The sequence below is a fragment of the Myxococcales bacterium genome (genome assembly GCA_012517325.1).
GTDB lineage: Bacteria > Lernaellota > Lernaellaia > Lernaellales > Lernaellaceae > JAAYVF01.
Map to the genome: position 1 here is coordinate 24,104 of JAAYVF010000006.1, position 19,616 is coordinate 43,719.

Annotated in this window: 16 protein-coding genes; 12 read left to right on the forward strand and 4 right to left on the reverse strand. The window is 61.6% G+C overall.

The annotated features are described in order from the left end of the window. Nucleotides 1-13: 13 nt before the first annotated feature. Together GX444_00620 and GX444_00625 are read right to left on the reverse strand one after the other, a co-directional pair. Nucleotides 14-1,300, reverse strand: a complete 1,287-nt coding sequence (locus tag GX444_00620) for a DUF1624 domain-containing protein (protein NLH47083.1) — start codon at nt 1,298-1,300, stop codon at nt 14-16. After that, a complete protein-coding gene (locus GX444_00625; protein ID NLH47084.1) occupies nt 1,297-2,232 on the reverse strand; it encodes an alpha/beta hydrolase in 936 nt (311 codons plus the stop codon). The genes GX444_00620 and GX444_00625 overlap by 4 nt, the downstream gene beginning before the upstream one ends. A 449-nt stretch (nt 2,233-2,681) precedes the next feature. On the opposite strand from GX444_00625, the gene GX444_00630 reads away from it, so the two are divergent. The 12 genes from GX444_00630 to GX444_00685 all read left to right on the forward strand — a co-directional run bounded on the left by GX444_00630 (nt 2,682) and on the right by GX444_00685 (nt 16,711). Beyond that, a complete protein-coding gene (locus GX444_00630) occupies nt 2,682-3,122 on the forward strand; it encodes a hypothetical protein (protein NLH47085.1) in 441 nt (146 codons plus the stop codon). A gap of 19 nt (nt 3,123-3,141) precedes the next feature. Further along, a complete protein-coding gene (locus tag GX444_00635; protein ID NLH47086.1) occupies nt 3,142-3,693 on the forward strand; it encodes a PadR family transcriptional regulator in 552 nt (183 codons plus the stop codon). Nucleotides 3,694-3,703: 10 nt separating this feature from the next. Beyond that, nucleotides 3,704-4,696: an NAD(P)-dependent oxidoreductase gene (locus GX444_00640; protein NLH47087.1), complete on the forward strand. Its 993-nt coding sequence runs from the start codon at nt 3,704-3,706 to the stop codon at nt 4,694-4,696. Nucleotides 4,697-4,718: 22 nt separating this feature from the next. Further along, on the forward strand, nt 4,719-5,534 hold the full coding sequence (locus tag GX444_00645) for an SDR family NAD(P)-dependent oxidoreductase (GenBank protein ID NLH47088.1): 816 nt from the start codon (nt 4,719-4,721) through the stop codon (nt 5,532-5,534). A gap of 39 nt (nt 5,535-5,573) precedes the next feature. Further along, nucleotides 5,574-7,946: a formate C-acetyltransferase/glycerol dehydratase family glycyl radical enzyme gene (locus tag GX444_00650; protein ID NLH47089.1), complete on the forward strand. Its 2,373-nt coding sequence runs from the start codon at nt 5,574-5,576 to the stop codon at nt 7,944-7,946. Nucleotides 7,947-7,977: 31 nt separating this feature from the next. After that, nucleotides 7,978-8,913: a CoA transferase subunit A gene (locus GX444_00655; protein ID NLH47090.1), complete on the forward strand. Its 936-nt coding sequence runs from the start codon at nt 7,978-7,980 to the stop codon at nt 8,911-8,913. Nucleotides 8,914-8,987: 74 nt separating this feature from the next. Next, nucleotides 8,988-9,749 carry a CoA-transferase subunit beta gene (locus GX444_00660; protein NLH47091.1) on the forward strand — a complete coding sequence of 254 codons (762 nt, stop codon included), beginning with the start codon at nt 8,988-8,990 and terminating at the stop codon, nt 9,747-9,749. A 25-nt stretch (nt 9,750-9,774) separates the two neighbouring features. Continuing rightward, entirely contained in the window at nt 9,775-11,142 is a 1,368-nt protein-coding gene (locus GX444_00665; GenBank protein ID NLH47092.1) for an MmgE/PrpD family protein, read from the forward strand. Nucleotides 11,143-11,154: 12 nt separating this feature from the next. Further along, nucleotides 11,155-12,321, forward strand: a complete 1,167-nt coding sequence (locus tag GX444_00670) for an acyl-CoA dehydrogenase (protein NLH47093.1) — start codon at nt 11,155-11,157, stop codon at nt 12,319-12,321. A 48-nt stretch (nt 12,322-12,369) separates the two neighbouring features. Beyond that, entirely contained in the window at nt 12,370-14,358 is a 1,989-nt protein-coding gene (locus GX444_00675; protein NLH47094.1) for an aldehyde ferredoxin oxidoreductase family protein, read from the forward strand. A 106-nt stretch (nt 14,359-14,464) separates the two neighbouring features. Further along, nucleotides 14,465-15,112, forward strand: a complete 648-nt coding sequence (locus tag GX444_00680) for a hypothetical protein (GenBank protein ID NLH47095.1) — start codon at nt 14,465-14,467, stop codon at nt 15,110-15,112. A gap of 48 nt (nt 15,113-15,160) precedes the next feature. Next, nucleotides 15,161-16,711: an FAD-dependent oxidoreductase gene (locus GX444_00685; protein ID NLH47096.1), complete on the forward strand. Its 1,551-nt coding sequence runs from the start codon at nt 15,161-15,163 to the stop codon at nt 16,709-16,711. 34 nt (nt 16,712-16,745) lie between these two features. On the opposite strand, the gene GX444_00690 is transcribed toward GX444_00685, so the two are convergent. Both GX444_00690 and GX444_00695 read right to left on the reverse strand, forming a co-directional pair. Then, complete coding sequence (locus tag GX444_00690; protein ID NLH47097.1) at nt 16,746-18,695, reverse strand: KUP/HAK/KT family potassium transporter; 1,950 nt, start codon at nt 18,693-18,695, stop codon at nt 16,746-16,748. Between the two features lie 217 nt (nt 18,696-18,912). Further along, the gene (locus GX444_00695) at nt 18,913-19,602 is read right to left on the reverse strand and encodes a hypothetical protein (protein ID NLH47098.1); all 690 of its coding nucleotides are present in this window, start codon (nt 19,600-19,602) and stop codon (nt 18,913-18,915) included. Nucleotides 19,603-19,616 lie beyond the last annotated feature (14 nt).

Consider the following 19,616-nt stretch of genomic DNA (forward strand, 5'->3'; position numbering starts at 1 on the left):
CAGATTTCCCCACTCAGGCCGGGTTGCTTTTCTTGATCGCCTCCTTCCGCCATTTGGCGCGGAATGAAGGATAGGAAAAAGCGAACGTGCAGGCCGCCAATACCGTGCCCAGGTAAGCCACGATGGCGAAGCCCGGCATCCGGGTGGCTTTGGCCAGGCCGAAAAGCGTCAGCAGAAAACCGACGATCATGGCCGTCCGCGCCCGCTGGACGAAGCGCGGATGCGCGGCGGGGCGGCGCCGCCAATTATCCAACGGCCGCAGCAACAACGCCATGGCGCCGAACGCCAGGATCGCCCGCGAGTAGGTGAAGCCCGTTTGGAAAAACTTCACCTTGGTCGCCACCGCCAAAAACGCCACGAGCGCGGAAGCGCCCATGATGAAGATCCAGTGGAAAACGAAGACGATCAGCGACGATTCCGACCAGAAGGCGATTGTCCGGTTGCAGGCGGCTTTGTTGCGGTAATAGGCCTTGAAGAGCAGAAACCAGATCGACGAAATGCTGGCGGCCTGGAAGATGTAACGCGGATTCGCGCGGAAACCGAAAGCCGTCCGGCCGACAGCATCGAGTGGCGGTAGAAAAGCGCCGATCACACCGATGCCCACCATGGCGGCCGCCACGATCCACAGCCATTTCCCTTGCAGCCGGTCGACGAAGATGCCCAGGGTGAAAAAACCGACCCAAGGGATGGGGCCGAACAAATTGAACAGCCAGGGGGCCGGGATCAGACCGTCGATCCCCTTGTCGAGCACCTGGCCGTTGGCAATCAATTGGTTGAACAGGAAATGGCTTTTCACCGACGGGTACAACTGCACCGTGCTGCCGAAGCCGATGACGCCTGCGGCGAAGATCGCCAGGGTCACCAGCCCGACCAGGTAATTCGGAATTTTGTAGTGCAACAGCACGTAGGTCAGCAAGGTTCCCATCGCGACGCACTGGAGAATGTCCATGTTAAACCAGGTGCGGACGAGGAAATTGTACGAGAAACCCATTAAAAAAAGCCAAACCGAGGCCTTCAGGTAAAAGCGGGTCGGTTGGAAATCCGGGGTCTTGGCCGCCGAAGCGATGAAGTTGGCCACGTTGACGCCGGAAACCAGCAGAAAGACGGTAGAGCACAATTCCAGGAAGGACATCATCGCCAACTGGATCGGGTCTTGGGAAACGCCGACGCGGAAATTGTGATAGATGACCATCAACATCAGCATGGAACCGCGGAAAAAATCGATTTCCGGCCGTTTTTTTCGCGCCACCGGCGCGGGAGCCGGCGCGGGATTGGTCGTGAGCGTTGGTTCGGTCGTCATTTGATGAATTGCCTGATGGCTTCTCCGGCGGCATCCCCCGGATCGGGAATGCTGCTGAAGATCGTTTGGTGATTGCGGTGCGGAATCAGTGCGACGGTGGCCGAGCCGCCGGCGGCAATAATCGCCCGCGCCATATCCGCGGTTTGCGACTCCTTGATCAGGTCGTCGCTCTTTCCGTTGAGAAACAAAAAGGACGGCATGCCCGCGTGAACGTAAACGAGCGGCGACATCCGGCGGAGAAAATCCTCGTCCGCGCCGTAAAGGATCCGCGTTGCCGGCCGGCCGATCAACGAGGTCGCCTTGCTGATGTCGCGCACGTCGTACAGTCCCGCGAGAGCGATCACTCCGGCGGGCACTTCCGGCGGCACTCCCAGCTCATCCAGATATTGGCGGTCGCTCGCGAGCAGGGCGCTGATGTGCGCTCCGGCGCTGTGACCCAACAGATATATGCGCTGCGGATCGCCGCCATACTCGGCGATGTGCTGGGACAGCCAGGCGACGCCGGCCGCCACATCTCGGATTTGATCGACCAGCGATACTTCCGGAACCAGGCGAAAATCGAGCGGCACGCCGATGATGCCCCGCACCGCCAGCCATTCCGCCACTTCCTGCACGCAATCGACCTTCCGGTCGCCCGAGGTCCAGCCGCCGCCGTGCAGCACGATGACCGATGGCTTGTTTTCCCCGTCGACCGGTACGATGAGATCGAGTAGTTGCCGTTTGTCCGGTGGCGCCGCCTCGGGAAGGTAGGCGATATTGTCGTAACGTTTGAACGGATGGCGTCCTTTGAACGTCCGTCGTTTGGCGGTCGGCTTTTCACTTATTTGATAAAAAATATCGTCGCGGTGGTTGAACTTGTAGGCGATGAAACCGCCGATCGCGAGAATCATGACGCCGAGGATAACCCAGCGAATTGATTTCCATTTCAGCATGGACGATATCCCAGGCGAATGAAAAAATAACCGCCAGTAAAAACAGGGCCGGTGACGTGAAAATTAGGCAAAATCATGTAATAATAGGCGTTTTTGCTATGTTCTTTCAGTGTCAGCCTCGTTCATGGCAATCCAACTTTCGGCGATTTTTACTGCTTTGGCTGGTGTTGTCAATAGAGAATCCGTGCGGACAGCCGGCGGAAAATTCGGATTTACTTGGATTTACTTTGAAAACCATGAGTCGTCGAGAAGGGGTGAATCAATCGGCCGATAAATCGGCTCGCCGGGAAATCCAACTTGACAGCTATATACTTATATTATAGCTATGAAGGTGTACATGGGCTGAATGCAACTTTCTCGAAAAACGACATTTTAAGCTTTGACGGTCTCGCGGCGACCGTGACCAGACGAACGATTTTCCCGTGCGATGAACTCTCCGGAGGGCGGCAATGGGCAAATACTATCGCGACGCGGCAAACCTGTACGAGATCTACGGCTACTTCCTCAGCCGCATTTTGCAAGACGAAAAAATCGGCCGGAAAATGGCCAAGGCTGGAATCATCATCCGCTTCATCTATACCGACCCCGATGCCGAGGTCACGATCGACCTGAAAAACCCGCCGGCCCAGCCAGGTTATCACGGCACTTTCTATCTGGGGCCGTGCGAATTGAAACCCGACGTTTGGACCAAACAGTCGGCCGACCATTCGCACAGCTTCTGGCACGGTCACGAAAACCCGGTCGCCTCGGTGGCGCGCGGCCAGGTCAAACAGGGCGGCAACATCGTGGCGATGCTCAAGCTGCTGCCGGTCGTCCGGCCCGCCTTCGCGATGTTCCCGGTCATTCTAAAGGAAATGGGGTTGGATGATTTGATCCTGGTCAAGAGCTGATCGAGGGAAGGTGACGGCCATGTCGATCAAATACGCCATTCTGGGGTTGCTGCAATACAAAGACCTGCACGGCTACCGCATCAAAAAGCTCATCGAACGCGACTTCGGTTTCATGTGGACGGTCAATTACGGCCAGATCTATCCGGCGCTCAAGGGGATGCTGGATGAAGGGCTGGTCACGATGAAGGTCGTGGAAAAGTCGGACTCGCCGAACCGCAAGCTGTATTCGATCACCGAAAAAGGCCGGCAAAGCTTCCTGTCGTGGCTGGAAGCCGAACCGGAGCGGCGGCTGTTCATCCGCGATCCGTTTCTGCTGCGGTTTCCGTTCTTCGCCTCGACCGACGCGGAACGGGTGCTCGCGGGCATCGACGAGCAGATCGGTTTTTACGGCCGGCAACTGGCGCTCCGCAAAAAATTTATCGACAACCGGCGGCGCGGCGACCGGTACGTCCGCCTCGCCACCGACCTGGGCATCCGCTTTAACGAGATGATTCTCGGCTGGCTCGGTGACGCTCGGGAGGAAATCGTCAAGAGCCTTCCGGCGCAACCGGCGCGGGCACAGAACGGCTAAGGGAGAGGGCATGGAATACGGGGGCATCACGCTGGTGACGGGCGCGGCGGGCTTCATGGGGCGCCATGTCGTCAAGCACCTGGCCGAAAACGGCGCCAAGGTCCGCGCCACGGCCCGCCCGAAGAAAGACACCTCGTTCTTCGACCGGTTGGGCGTCGAGTTCGTGCCGGCCGACCTGACCAAGCCCGAAACGCTGCCGCGCCTGTTCGAAGGAAACGTCGAGCGGGTGTTTCACCTCGGCGCGATCTGCAATTTCTCGACGCCCTACGAAGACCTGCGCCCCACCAACGTCCTCGGCGTGGAGCACCTCACCCGCCTGGCGCTGGAGGCCAAGGTGAAATGCTACGTCCACGTCGGTTCCACCAGCGTTTACGGGCCGTATCGCGGCCGGCCGTTCGTCGAGGACGCCCCGCGCGAACCGCAGGACAACTACGGCCGCAGCAAGCGCGACGGTGAAAACGTCGTCTGGCAACGCATCGCCGCGGGGCTGCCGGCGATCATCACTCGCCCCTGCACGGTTTACGGCCCCGGCTGCAACGACGGCGCCGGCAAGGCGTTTTCGCGGCCCACATCGATCACCGCCATCCCCGGCGACGGCCGCCAGCGGTTGTCCAACGTGCGGGCCGAGGACGTCGCCATCGCGGTGGAGCACCTGTCGCGGCAACCGGCGGCATTCGGCCGGGCGTTCAACCTCGGCGACGGCTGCTACCCGACGCTGGAAGAAGCGCTGCGGCTGGCCGCCGAGGCCTTCGGCCGGAAACCGCCGACGCTGCATCTGCCGCTGCCGCTGGTGAAATCGCTGGCGCGGCTCGACGGTCTGATCGCCGGTTGGCGCGGGCGGATTCCCGACCTCGAATCCGACGCGGTGGCTTACCTGGATCGCGACTACATCGTGGATACCTCGGCCCTGACGGCGACGGGCTGCCGGCTGCGGTATCCGGATTTCTCGGCATCGATGCGGCAGATCGGGCAATGGTGGCGGGAACACGGCGCGGCAAGCTGAGGCGCGCCAAAGGAGCGTAAGGATGGATGTAATCGTCATTACGGGCGTCGCGCAAGGGATGGGTCGCGAGGTGGCCAAGCTGCTGGCGGCCGGCGGCGATGCGATCGCCGGCTTCGACGTGGACGGCGCGGGCATCGAATCGCTGCAAAAGGAATTGCCGGGCGATCATCTGCTGACCCGGCTGGACGTCACGGACCTCGCGGGCATCGCCGCGTTCCGCGACCGGGTGTTGGAAAAATACGGCCACGTCGACACCGTGCTGTCCAACGTGGGCATCGGATTTTTCGGCCCCTTCGAGGAAGTGAATCTGCCCAAGGCCGCCAAGTGCCTGGAGATCAACGTGATCGGCACCGCCGCCATCTTTCAGGCCTTCATTCCGCGGATGCGCGAACGCCGCGCCGGCAAGTTGATCGCCGTCTCCTCGCTGGTCGGGCAGATCCCGTTCCCCTTCGAATCCATCTACACGGCGAGCAAGTTCGCGGTCGAAGGCCTGGTGCTTTCGATGCGGCTGGAACTGGAGCCGTTCGGCATTCGAATGGCCTTGATTCAACCGGCGCAGGTTTCGACCTCTTTCGCGGCCAAGATTCATTTTCTGCCGCCGGAGGGCTCGCCGTACCGCGACCGGGTCAACCGCTTCATCAACAAGGACAACGAGCTGATCAAGACCGCGCCGAACCCGCTCCAGGCGGCCAAGGTGATTTACGGCGTGGTGAAAAATCCCGCGCCCAAGTTGCACAACCAGATCGATTTCAAGAGCAGGTTTTTCATGGGGCTGAACCGGGTGCTGCCGACCAAGCTGCGTGACCTGATTCTGCTCGACACGATGGACATCAAATAGCGGCGCGCGAACGATCAACAATTTCGGGAGGCGTTTCCCATGCCGGCAATCGCAACGATCAGGGGTACGGAACGGGTGCGGCGCTTGCGCCGGCGCATCATCGACGCGCCGCGCGAGGTCTGCGTCGAACGCGCCCGCTATCTGACGCAGGCCATGGCGGAAAACTGGAACGAACCGGCGCTGACGCGAATGAGCCGGGCGTTCTCGCACGTCCTGGGAAACATCAGCGTCATCATCCGCGACGACGAGCTGATCGTCGGTTGCCGCACCAGCCGGCTCAACGGCGCGCCGCTGTTTCCGGAAAACAAGAGCGGCTGGATCGAAGGGGATCTGGAAACCTTCAACGACCGCGAATTGCAGCGGGTGACCATCACGCCGGAACAGCAGCGCGAGCTGCGCGAGGACATCCTGCCGTTCTGGTCCGGCAAGACCGTGCAAAACCGCTTCGAGGAACTGGCGCCGCCCGACGTGCTCGCCGACATGGACAAGTACATCTTCACCATGATTCTGGAAATCACCTACGGCGTAGGCCATTTCACGATGAACCACGAAAAAATGCTGCGCGTGGGCCTCGCCGGCATCATCGCCGAGGCCGAGGAGCATTGGCGCCGGCTGTCGGCCGCGGAGCGCGCCGGTGAAAAAGGGCTCTTTTACCAGGCGTTGATTTGCTCGTGCCGAGCGCTGGTGCGCTTTGCCAATCGTTACGCCGAACTGGCCGAAAAAATGGCCGGGGAAGCGGCCGATCCCCGGCGGGCCGCCGAACTGAAAAGCATCGCCGCGATCTGCCGCCGCGTACCCGAGCATCCGGCGACTTCCTTCCGCGAGGCGATCCAGGCGGTTTACTTCACGCACCTGGCGGCGCAGATCGAATCCGGCGGTAACTCCATTTCCATCGGGCGGATCGATCAGATTCTGCATCCTTATTTTCAAAAGGATGCGCTGGCCGGCGCGATCACGCCGGACGAGGCCGAGGAACTGCTGTCGCTGCTGTACCTCAAAACCAACGAAATCTGGAACATCCTGGAGGAAGCGTTCATTCCCGGTGGCGAAGGGCCCGAGGGCAAAACCACGCAGAATGTCGTGGTCGGCGGCGTCGGACCGGACGGCCGGGACGCCACGAACGAACTGAGCTATCTCGCGCTGGACGCGTACGCCGCGGTGCAGACCGTTCAGCCTAATTTCGGCGTGCGGCTCGGCCCGGACGCGCCCGCCGATTTTGTCGCCCGCGCGGTGCAATACGCCCGCGACGGCGTGCTGCTGCACCTGTTCAACGACCGGGTGATCATCGACTCGCTGCAAAAAGCGGGGCATACGCTGCCGGACGCGCGCAATTACGGGGTCGTCGGCTGCCTCGAGCCCAACGCGCAGGGAAAGACCTACGGCTCGACCTTCGCGGTGCAATTCAGCGGCATCAAGTGCCTGGAACTGGCGCTGAGCAACGGCATCGACGGCGTCTTCGGCAATCAGGCGGGCCTCGAAACCGGCGACCCGGCGGCTTTCGCCTCGTTCGACGAGGTTTGGAACGCCTATCACGCCCAGTCGGCGCATTTCCTGAAGCAGATGGTCCGGGGCATGGCCGCGATGGATCAGGCGGTGGCCGAACTGGCGCCGTCGCCGTTCGCCTCGGCGATGATCGAGGGGCCGATGGCGAAGGGGCTCGACCTGACGCGCGGCGGGGCCGTCTACAACTCGACCGGCGTGGAATTGATCGGTTTCGCCAACGTGGCCGACAGCCTGTACGCGATTCAAAAGGGCGTGTTCGAGGATCGCGTGCTGACGATGGCGGAACTGGCCGCTTTCCTGGCCGACGATTGGGACGGCGCCGAGGAAAAGCAGGCCTATCTGGCGAACAAGATCGCCAAGTTCGGCAACGACGACGACGCGGTCGACGCCATGGGCGCCCGGGTCGTCGCGCATTTCTGCGACGAGGTGCTGAAACACGAGAACTACCGCGGCGGCCGCTTCTGGCCGGGGATTTTTTCGGTCGGGTTCCACGTGGCGATGGGCGCGTTCGCCGGCGCCAGCCCCGACGGCCGCCCCGCCGGCGGCATCCTGGGCAATGGCATCACGCCCGCCAACGGCCGGGCGCTCAAGGGGCCGACGGCGGTGTTCAATTCGGTGACCAAGCTGCCGCTCGGCCGCATTCACAACGGCGTGAACCTGAACATGCGGTTCAACCGCGAGTATTTGCGGCCGGATGTCCTGCAGGCGCTGGTGCGGGCCTATTTCGCCAAGGGCGGCGTGCAGGTGCAGTTCAACATGATCGACTCGGAACAGTTGCGCCAAGCGCAGGCTCACCCCGACGAGTACCGCGACCTCGTGGTGCGGGTCAGCGGCTATTCGGCACTGTTCACGGGGCTGAGCGAAACGGCGCAGAACGAAATCATCGAGCGCACGGAGTATCAGGCCTGACGCCCGGCCGGGCGGCCGGCGGAGGAGTGGCATGTCCAAGACCATGACGATGACGAAGGCGGTCGCGCAGTTCGTGCACGACGGCGATTTTCTGTTTATCGGCGGCTATATCTGCCGCACGCCGTTCGCCGCGATCCACGAGATCATCCGGCAGGGTAAGAAGAATCTGACGATCACCCGCAGCAACGCCGCCGACGATTTCGACCTGCTGATCGGGGCGGGACTGGTGAAGCGCTTCATCGCGACGTTTCTATCGCTCGGTTTTTACGGCCTGGGGCGCTGTTACCGGCGCAGCCTGGAGCAGGGGATTCCGCACCGGATCGAGGTCGAGGAATACACCAACCTGTCGCTGCCGATGATGCTCATGGCCGGTTCGATGGGCATGCCCTTCGTGCCGGTGAAGGACATGGCCGGTTCGGACCTGCTCAACGTGAAATCGTTTCTGGGCGAAGGCAAGTACAAGGTGATCGATTCGCCGTTCGACGGCCGGAAGACCGTGTTGGTGCCGGCGTTGAATCCGGACCTGGCCATCATTCACGTGCAACAGGCCGACGAGGACGGCAACGCCCAGATGTGGGGCATCGGCGGCGATTGCCAGGTCGGCGCCATGGCGGCGAAAAAAGTCATCGTCAGTTGCGAGCGGATCGTCAGCCGCGAAACCGTCGGCAAGGATCCGTCGCGGACCATCGTGCCGGATTTCAAGGTCGTCGCGGTGGTGGAGGAACCGTTCGGCGCGCACCCCGGCTACACGCCCGGCTTTTACGACGTCGATTTCGCGTTCGGCAACCTTTACAAAGACGCCTCCGCGACCGTGGAGGGATTTCAAAAATTTCTCGACGAATGGGTCTTGGGCGTGCCGAGCCGCACCAAGTACATCGAGCATTACATCGACAAAATGGGGTACGCGGCCTATCGCAACCTGCAAGCCAAATTCGATTACGGCTACCCGGTCAGTTACTCGTACTAGGCGTCGCCGCGACGCCGCTCAGTGGGAGTGGAAAAATGGTTGAACATGCCGCCGATTACATCAAGCCGGAACTGATGGCCTGTTGCGGCGCGCGGGAAATCCAGGACGGCAACATCGTGCTGGTGGGCACCGGTTTTCCCACCATGTCGGCGAACATCGCCCGGTACACTCACGCGCCCAACGCGCGGCTGATGCAGGAGTCGGGCGTCTACGACGCGCAGCCGAAGCGCCCCGCGCTCTCGGTCGGCGACCCGTGCCTGAATCCGGGCGCCGCGATGGTCGGCGGCCTGCTCGAAATCATGGGAATGTTTCTGCAGGGAGGCTGCGTCGACGTGGGCTTTCTGGCGGGCTCCCAGGTCGACAAATTCGGCAACATCAACACCACTGTCATCGGCGATTACCACCATCCGAAAAGCCGGCTACCGGGCAGTGGCGGCGCCAATCCGATCGGTTCGCTGGCGAAAAAGACGCTGATCATCGCGCTGCACGACACCCGCCGGCTGACCGAAAAAGTCGATTTCATCACCACGCCGGGTTACATCGACGGCGCGGGGGCGCGCGAAAAATGGGGCCTGCCGCCGAACACCGGGCCCGAGGTCATCATCACCAACAAGGCCGTGCTGCGGTTCGACCGGGCCACCGGCGAAGCCTATCTGGCGACCTATCACCCCGGCACGACGGTCGACGAAGTCGTCAAGAACACGCCGTGGGATTTGAAAATCGCCGACGACGTGCACGAAACCGAGCCGCCGCGCGCCGCCGAGATCCGCGCGCTGCGTGAAATCCTCGATCCCAATCGGATGATCAAGATTTACGAAAGCCGCGGCTACGTTTGAGCCGCGATCGACGGGAAGGATGCCGATGGACGAAACGAAAAAACTGGCCGATTTCGCGGCGGCGATCGCCTACGACGAATTGCCGGCGGCGGTCGTCGAAAAGGCCAAGCATTGCCTGCTCGATTTTTTCGCCAATATCTACGGCTCGCTGCAAATCGAAGAGGTCGCCCGCGTGGTCGCGTCCGTGCGCGCGCAAGGCGGACCGGAAACCGCGACGGTTTTAGGCGCCGGCTTTGCGACCGGCGTCCAGCCGGCCGCTTTTCTGAATGGCGTTCTGGCCGAAGCCCTCGAGGCCCAGGACGGATTGCGGTTCGGCGGCAACCACCCGGGCGTCGCCGTCATTCCGGCGGCGTTGGCGTTGGGCGAGCAACGGCGCCTCGACGGCAAACGGCTGATCGAAGCGATCGTCGCCGGCTATGAAGTGGCCGGCCGCGTCGCCGCCGCCATTCATCCGCACCACACGCTGTCCGGCTTTTTGCCGACGGGAACCTGCGGCGCGTTCGCGGCCGCGGCGGCGGCGGCGAAAATGCTGGGGCAGGACACCGCGCGGACGCTGCAGTCGCTGGGCATCGCCGGCTACCTCGCGCCGCTTTCGATGGCCGAACACCTGATGGGCGGATTCACCGCGAAAATCCTGCAGGGCGGGCAGGCGGCCGGCGCCGGCCTGATGGCGGCCGATCTGGCCGGGGCGGGGCTGACGGGCGCGCCCTATGTGCTCGAGGGGTCGCACCTGAACGGCGGTTTTACGCAGATCACCACGAAGAACAACGCCAACCTGGAACGGATCACCCAGGGCCTCGGCGCGGCGTACTCGATCAGCGACATTTATTTCAAGCCTTATACCGCCTGCCGCCACACGCACGGCAGCGCCCAGGCCGCGCTGGCCTTGAGCCACGAACATTCTATTGCGCCCGGCGACATCGCGGCGGTGGACGTTTACACCTACATGATCGCGGCGATCGCGGTCGGCAAGGGCGTCGAGAAAAACAGTTCCTTCGTCGCGGCGCAATTCTCCATTCCCTACGTGGTCGCGGCTTGCCTGATCGACGGCGACATGGGGCCGTTGCAGTTCCGCCGCGAACGCATCGCCGACGAGGCGATTCTCGGCCTGGCGAAAAAAGTCACGGTTCACGCCGATAGCGAATTGAGCGAGCGTTATCCCGCGCAAACGGCGAGCCGCGTGGAAATCAAACTGGCCGACGGCCGCACGCTTACGCGGCAAGTCGACGAACCCAAGGGCGACCCGCGCGATCCGATGACCGCGGCCGACCTGGAAGCCAAGTTGCAACGTTTTGCCCCGGCGGACAAGAAAAACGGAACGGCGGAAATCGCCGCGTTGACGCTGGCGCTCGAGCAAATCGACGACCTTCGCCGATTGACATCCATAATTTAACGAGGTGGGTCCATGGATTTTTCATTGAACGACGAACAACAAATGCTGGTGGATATGTTGCGCAAGATGGGCCAGCGCGAAAATTTCAAGGATCTGGCCGTCGAGATCGACCGCACCGGAAAATTTCCGAAGCAACTGATGAAGAAGTACGCCGACCTGGGTCTGCTGGGCATGACGCTTTCGCCCGAGTACGGCGGCGGCGGTCAGCCGGGCATCAACGCGGTGTTGGCCATCGAGGAACTGGCCAAGTTCAGCCCGATGATCGCCGCGCCGGTGTTCGAATCGAATGTCGGGCCGGTCAAGGTGATCAACAACTTCGGCACCGAGGAACAAAAACGGCAGATCATCCCCAACGTCTGCAAGGGCGAGATGAGCGTCTCGGTATCCATGACCGAGCCAGACGCCGGGTCCGATCTGGTTTCCCTGACCACGAAGCTGACGCCGGACGGTGACGACTATCGGCTCAACGGCCGCAAGGCGTTCATCACCGGCGGCGAGGAAGCCAGCCATTACTTCGTCTATTGCCGGTTCGGCGACAAGCCCGGCTACGGCGGCATCGGCGGCGTCCTGGTCGAAAAAGGCATGCCCGGTTTCAGCTTCGGCAAACAGGAAGAGTTTATGGGCTTGCGCGGAATGCCCTCGTGCGACCTGATTTTCGAGGACGTGCGCGTGCCGAAGGAAAACGTGGTCATTCAAAAGGGCCAGTTCAAGGATCTGATGACGACCTTCGACCTGGAGCGTTGCGGCAACGCGGCGATGTGCCTGGGCACGGCCGGCGGCGCGCTGGAAGAGGCCCGGAAATACGCCGGCGAACGCAATGCCTTCGGTAAACCGATCTGCGAATTCCAGGACATTCAATTCAAGATCGTCAACATGGCGATGAAACTGGACGCGGCCCGGCTGCTCGTCTATCGCGCGGCGGTCGGCGCCGGCCGCGGCTTCCCGTCGATGTACGAATCGGCGATGGGCAAATGCTTCGCCAACGAAATGGTCGCCGAGGTGACCGACGCGGCAATGCTGGTTTTCGGCGGCTACGGCTACAGCCGCGAGTTCCCGTTGGAGCGCATGCACCGCGACGCGCTGGCGTGGCGCGTGGCGGGCGGCACCGTACAGATGCTGCGGATCACCATGGCTTCGATCCTGTTCGCCCGCCGGTTCAATCAGCGCACGGGCGAATGAGGGCGCGCCGCGCGCTGGTCGCGGGCCAGAAAACAAGTCGAGGAAAACATGAAACACGCGGTCATGGGCAAGGTCCTTTGGGTCGATCTGACGACGGGCCGGTTCACGCCGGAAACGATCGCCGACGAGCTGTACGAAGCTTATCTCAGCGGGGTCGGGCTGGGCGCGCGCCTGCTTTACGACCGGATTCCGGCGGGCGCCGATCCGCTGGGCCCGGATAACATCCTGGGCGTCACCAGCGGTTTTCTCTGCGGCACCGGCGCGTTGTTCATGGGGCGCTGGATGGTGATGAGTAAAAGCCCGCTGACCGGCGGCTGGGGCGATTCCAACTGCGGCGGCAATTTCTCGCTGGCGATCAAACGCACCGGTTTCGACGCCATTTTCTTTTCCGGCATCAGCCCCCGGCCGGTCTACCTCAAGATTGTCGGTGGCCAGATCGAGCTGGTGGACGCGGCCCATTTGTGGGGCGTCGACGCCATCGAGGCCGAGGAAAAGCTGATCGCCGAATGCGGCGATAGCAAGGCCAAGGCGATCACCATCGGCCCGGCCGGCGAAAAGCTCAGCCTGATCTCGGGCATCGTCAACGACGGCGGACGGATCGCCGCGCGGTCGGGCCTGGGCGCGGTCATGGGCAGCAAACGGCTGAAGGGCGTCGTGCTGGCCGGTAAAACGCCCCCCAAGGGCGCCGACGCGGAAAAAATCAAGGAACTGAACAAGAAGTTCATGAAGTGGTTCAGCAAAGGCGCCGGCCTGCAAAAGGTGCTCACCGGCGGCTTTCTCAATTTCTTCGCCCGGTTCCAACGGGTTTCGCCGATCGCCATGGCCGTGGCGCCGGATTTATTCAAGGCCGTCATGAGAAAATTCGGCACCATCAGTTCGAACGTGCTTTCCTCCGAGGGCGGCGATTCGCCGGTGAAAAACTGGAAGGGATCGGGCACGAAGGATTTTCCCATCGGTACGCACGCCGACCGGCTCAATCCGCAAAAAATCATCGACCGCGAAACGAAAAAATATCATTGCTATTCGTGCCCTCTGGGCTGCGGCGGCGAGGTGACCCTCAAAAACGGCGGTAAAAGCCACAAGCCGGAATACGAGACCACCAGCGCCTTCGGCTCGCTGCTTCTGAACAACGACATCGAAGCGCTGTTTCAGGTCAACGACCTGCTCAACCGCGCCGGCATGGATACCATCTCTGCCGGCGGCACCGCCGCTTTCGCCATCGAATGCCTGGAAGAGGGCATCCTGACCAAGGAAGATTTGGACGGCCTGGATCTCAAGTGGGGCAACGCCGAAGCCGTCGTCGAATTGATCAAAAAAATGATTCGCCGGGAGGGCATCGGCGACGTATTGGCCGACGGCGTGAAGGTCGCCGCGGCGAAGATCGGCAAGGACGCGCACCGCTTCGCGATCCATGCCGGCGGGCAGGAACTGCCGATGCACGATTCGCGCTTCGACCCCGGGTTCGCCATCGCCTATGCCTTGGAACCGACGCCGGGCCGGCACACGAATCACGGTTACCAATGGATCGATCTGTTCGCCTTGCACAAGATTTTCCCCGGTCTGCCGAAAACCAAACCCTTGTCGCTCGTCAAATCGAAATACGATCCGACCGACAAGTGGATCCTGCAGGTGGCGGCCAGCAAATACATGCAATTGATGAATGCCGCCGGCGGCTGTTTGTTCGGCGCCGAGTTGGGCGGCCATCTGCCGATCATCGAATACCTGAACGCCGCCGCCGGTTGGGACCATCCGCCGCATTACTACCTGCAAGTCGGCGAACGGATTCAAACCTTGCGGCAAGCCTTCAATTTCAAACACGGCAAGCAACCGTTAAAAGATTTTGCCCTGCCGGCCCGCGCCACGGGTGAAGAGCCGCTGACTTCCGGACCGATGAAGGGCGTCAAGCTGGATATGGAACGCCTGACGCTCGATTTCCTGCAAGGGATGGGTTGGGATCCGCAAACGGCCAAGCCGACCAGACAAAAACTGGAAGATTTGGGCCTCACCGACGTCGCCGCCGACATCAACGCCGTTTGAGCGGGGACAGTGGCACGCCTTAAGCTTTCCTGCTAAAATAAATCGTTTAAAAAGCGTATAAATATTTTGACACTCCGGTGTTCGCCGCGCGACAAGGAATTTACGCATGAAACATGAGCATCTGTTGCTGCTATTGGTCCTCGGCAACTTCATCTTCGGGGCGATCTTTTGTTTTTCCTGCGTGGACGGCGAGGACGGCCGGGACGGCCGTGACGGCGAGGTCATCGGCGCCGCGGACGACGACCATGACGGCGGCCCGGATGACGAAACGGAAGAACCGGACGACGATGGCGGTGGCGACGACGACCAGACCGGCGATGACGACGGCACCGGCGACGATGACGACGGCCTGACCGCCGATGATCTGCCCTACGCCGACGACTGCCCCGATCTCGCGGACTGCGTCGTGGCGGCCTGTCAGGCGACTCCCGATCCGGACAGCTACGCGCTGCTGAAATGCACTTTGCAGAATTGTTCCGATCCGTACGCGGCCTGTTTCGGCCCTTACGGCGACGAGGCCTGCGTCACCGTGCTCAAATGCCTCGAAGCCTGCCTGCCGGCCGATTGCCTCCAGGACTGCATGGCGCCGGCTTCCTACGAATCGCTGCTGCAATTCGCCGATGCCGGCATCTGTGTGGAAGAGAATTGTCCGGAAGCGCTGGCGGATCCGCTGCACAACATCGGTTGCTTCCTGGGCCCCTGCAACGCCCCGATTGCCGTCTGTTGCGGCGGTTCCGTTCTCGGGTGCATGTAATCAATCCTATTTCCAACCGCTCGATCCAGCAGGAAAGGGAAATCGTCGATGGAAGAAAAAGCGGGAAAGCCGATCAGCCGGAGAAAGTTTTTGTTCTGGGGCGCGGTGGCCACGACCGGCGTCTTGGTCGGTTGCGCGGGCAGCGACGGCAAGGACGGCCGGAACGGCAAGGACGCGGTTTTGTTCTCGGTCGATTGGGATGAAGAAACCGACGTCGTCGTCATCGGTGCGGGCGGTGCGGGCCTGGTGGCGGCCATCGAAGCCAAAAGCAAGGGCGCGGGCGTTATCGTGCTGGAAAAATCCGACAACCTCGGCGGCAACACCGCTTTTTCCGGGGGTGTCGTCCAGGCCTCGGGCACCAAATACCAGCAGCAGTTCGGCATTTCCGGCGATACGCCGGAAAAGCATTACCAATATTGGCTGGAAGCCGGCGAAGGCGTCGCCGACGCCGAACTGGTCCGCACGATGGCCTACAATTCCGCCGGCGATCTGGACTGGCTGGTGGGGATGGGCCTGACCATCACCAAGATCTACGCGATCGATCCGATCCCTTACATCGATCCCGAGCTGATTCCGGCGCGGTTGCACGTCGCCGACGGTCTCGGCGGCGGCTATTTCAGCGTGCTCAAGGAACAGGCGCAGAAATCCCAGGTGGATATCCGCATCGAAAGCCCGGTCACGCAGTTGATCGCCGACGCGGACAAACGGGTGGTCGGCGTTTGCGTCGGCGACGGCGAGGATGCGTTGTACATCAAGGCGCGCCGGGCCGTAGTCGTAGCCGCCGGCGGTTTCGATTGCAACGACGAGCTGGCGAAAGCCTATTCGCCGCAATTGTACAAGGATCTGGAAAACCAACTGAGCCTGGCCTGCACCGGCAACACCGGTGATGTTTTGAAAATGGGCCTGGCGATCGGCGCGGCGCCAGCCGGCTTCGGCGGCACGATCGCCTATCCGGCGATGCGCATCGGGCGAAACGAGGCCGATCTGCCGATTCCCGGCATCTGGGTGAACAAGTACGGCCAGCGGTTCGTCAACGAAGCCGCGCATTACGGCTACGTCGCGCGTGCGGTGTTCGACCAGGAAGAACACATCGCCTGGGCGGTGTTCGATGAAAACGTCCGGCAAATGGGCGGTTCCGTGATCGGCGGCTGGAGCGACGACCTGGCGGCGGAAATCGCCAGCGGCAAGATTCTCACCGCCGACACGCCGGAAGCGTTGGCCGACGCCATGGGCGTGAATGCCGGGCAGTTGGCGCTGACCCTGCAAAAATGGAACGCGGACATCGCCGACGAAGACGCGGATACCCTCTATCAAAAAGCCGTCGCGCTCCAGGCGCTCGACACGCCGCCGTACTACGCGACCTCGGTATATTTCTACAATGTCGGTTCGGTCGGCGGCTTGAAGATCAACTCCAAGGCCCAGGTCATCGGCAATGACGGCGAGCCGATCATGGGACTTTACGCCGCCGGAATGGCCGCCGGCGGTTTCATCGGTCCTTACTATCCGGGCAGCGGCACGGCCGTGACCGCGACGATCGTCTTCGGCCGCCTGGCCGGCCGCAATGCCGCGGCGGAAACCGCGGTCGCCGACGGCGATTGACGGACCGCCGGTTTTTCCGGCCAATCATCCGGGCTTAGATATTGATGGTTTCGATGGCCAGACTGCTGTCGGTTTCAAGGCCGAAGTAGTCGGTAATCGGCTTGCTGAGCCGGTTCAGGCGGCTGAAAAACAGCAGGCGGCCGCGTTCCCGAAGGGACTTGCCGGGCGTGATGAAGCGTTCCATCCCGATCAGCACGAGCCATTTCTTGGGATCGCGCGGGATCTTGATTTGCTGGGAATTTTTCAACTCCGCCAGCACCGCACGCACGTTGGGTTGTTCCATGTAACCGTAGTGGGTTTGCACCGAGGCGATGGTTCCCTCTTCGCCCTGGCTGAGGATTTGCGCCGTGGTTCGTCCGGCTTCGGGGATGAACGGCGTGTTTTCCTGGAAGACGGAGAAAAAGATCAGGTGCTTGGGCAGGATTTTCCAGCTTTTGTAATGGGCGGCCATCACCGGTGGCACGGTGTCTTTGATCGTCAGCACCGGCCGGGAAGCCATCACGACCAGTGAAACCGAGGAGATCGGATCGGTGTGCTGCCGCTTTTTCTCGATCAGCGCCTCGACGGTCAACTCGTGTGTGCCGAACCGCCGCTGGTAAGCCGCCGAAAGCCATTGGCGCCCCCAGCGCCAGTTGTCCATGACCAGGAAGAAGGCCAAACCGATGATGACCGGCACGTACCCGCCGCTGGAAAATTTCATCAGGTTGGAAAAGAAAAAGGACAGATCGACCGCGAAAAGAACAAGGAAAACGGGAAGAATCCAGCGCAGTTTCCATTGCAGCACGTAATGCGTCACGACGAAGAAGGAGAGGGTGGTAATGACCATGGTGCCGGTCACGGCCAGGCCGTAAGCCGCCGCCAGATTTCCGGAGGAGCGGAAACCGAGAACGAGCGTCACGCAACCGATGAACAGAAGAAAATTGATAAACGGCACGTAGATCTGACCACGCACCTCGGGATTGGTGTGAATGATCTTGAGGCGCGGGAACACGCCCAAGGCGATCGCCTGTTGGGTCATTGAAAACGCACCGGAAATCAGCGCCTGACTGGCGATGATCGTGGCGACGGTGGCGAGAATGACCATGGGGATCATGAGCATCGCCGGACAGACGGCGTAGAACACGTGGTTATTGGCGATCGGCTGGCCGCTCAGGAGCACGGCGCCTTGCCCGAAGTAATTCAGTAGGAGGCAGGGGAAAACGATGCCCAGCCAGGACTGGCCGATAGCGCGGTGGCCGAAGTGGCCCATATCCGCATACAGCGCTTCGCCGCCGGTCACGCAGAGCACCACGGCGCCCAGGATGTAAACCGAACTTAATTTGTAATGCGCCAGCAGGTTGACGGCATAAACGGGATTGAGGGCTTTAATCACCTCGGGATGTTTCAGAATTTGCAGCACACCCAGCAGGGCGATCGCCACGAACCATATAAGCATGACCGGCCCGAAGAGCCACCCCAGGCTGCGCGAGCCTCGCTTCTGGATGGAAAACAGCGAGGCCAAGATCAACAGCGTTACCGGGACGACGTAGGGTTGGGCCGCGGGAGTGACGACCTGGAGGCCTTCCACCGCCGAAAGAACGGAGATGGCCGGGGTGATCATGCCGTCGCCGTAGAGCAGGCAGGCGCCGATGAGAATCGGCACCGCGATGCCGGCGCCGATCCAGGAGGGAATCCGCTGTTTCGTTTTTGGCGAGCGCTGGTTGTTGGTGATCAACGCCCAGAGAGCGAAAATGCCGCCTTCGCCGTTGTTGTCGGCGCACATGATCAAGCCGACGTACTTGACGGAGATGACGATGGTCAGGGCCCAAAAGATCAGGGAAATCGCGCCGAAAACGTTATCCGGCGTCGTCGGAATGTGAAAGTGGCCGAAAAACGTCTCGCTGACGGCATACAGCGGTGATGTGCCGATATCCCCGTAAACGACACCGAGGGCGCCGAGTAGGAGAAGAGAGGTAGCGGACCGGTGTCCGGCGGTGTCGGTCATTTCAGTCCATTCGTTTTCGTTTAATTGAAGCAGTCTGATCCGACAGATCGACCGTGGCCGATCACTCGGCCATGATGCGCTAAAAATGTTGCCGGGCGCAAACTGTTTTTCCGGATTGTTGCGAGGCGCGCCCGGCTCGGCCGAGGCGATAAGATGAACAACAATAGGTTGATCGTCAAGCGCTTGAGGCGCTTCGGGGATGACGGGACAATGTGTGCTATCCGACCAGATTTCGCACGAAAACCAGCACGCCGCGCACCGTTTGCAGCAATTCGACCAGGGCGCCGGGCATCGGCTTGCCGGCGAACAAGTCGGCGATCGGCCCGAGCAGCTCGTCGACCGGGGTCGGCAGCAGGATGCCGGGCAGTTTGAATTCGCCTTCCAGGCGCAGCAGATTGGCCGGCACCAGGTCGTCGGATTGGTCGTCGATTTCGGCGATGATTTCCGCGATGCCGTCGATCAGCAGGTCGATCCCGGCGATCATTTCGTCCAGGCCGGCGACCAGCAGGGTGTTGTCGATCAGCCGGCTTGGATGCAGCAGTACGCCGAGCCAGTCGCCGACGCCCAGCAGATTGCCGGTGGTCCGGGAACCGCCGAGCGAATCGACGACGTCGGCCACGCCCCAAATCAGATGGCCGGCCGCGTCGAGAATGAAGGCTTCGCCGCGATCCACCTCAACCCGGCCCAGTGCCGTGCTGCCGCCCTGTTCGGTCATGACGAATCGCTCGATGATCCGCGAGAAATCGAGATCCGTTTCGGCCACGGGCATCAGGACCGCAAGATCCTGGCCCACCTCCCGGCCGTCGCCAAGAATGGTGTCGATGGTCGTCAGCAGGTCGGTTTCGTCGAGCATGTACCGGCTGACGTCATCGAGGACGCCGAACGCGAACCGGACTGTTTCGACCACGCCGGTCGCCAGTT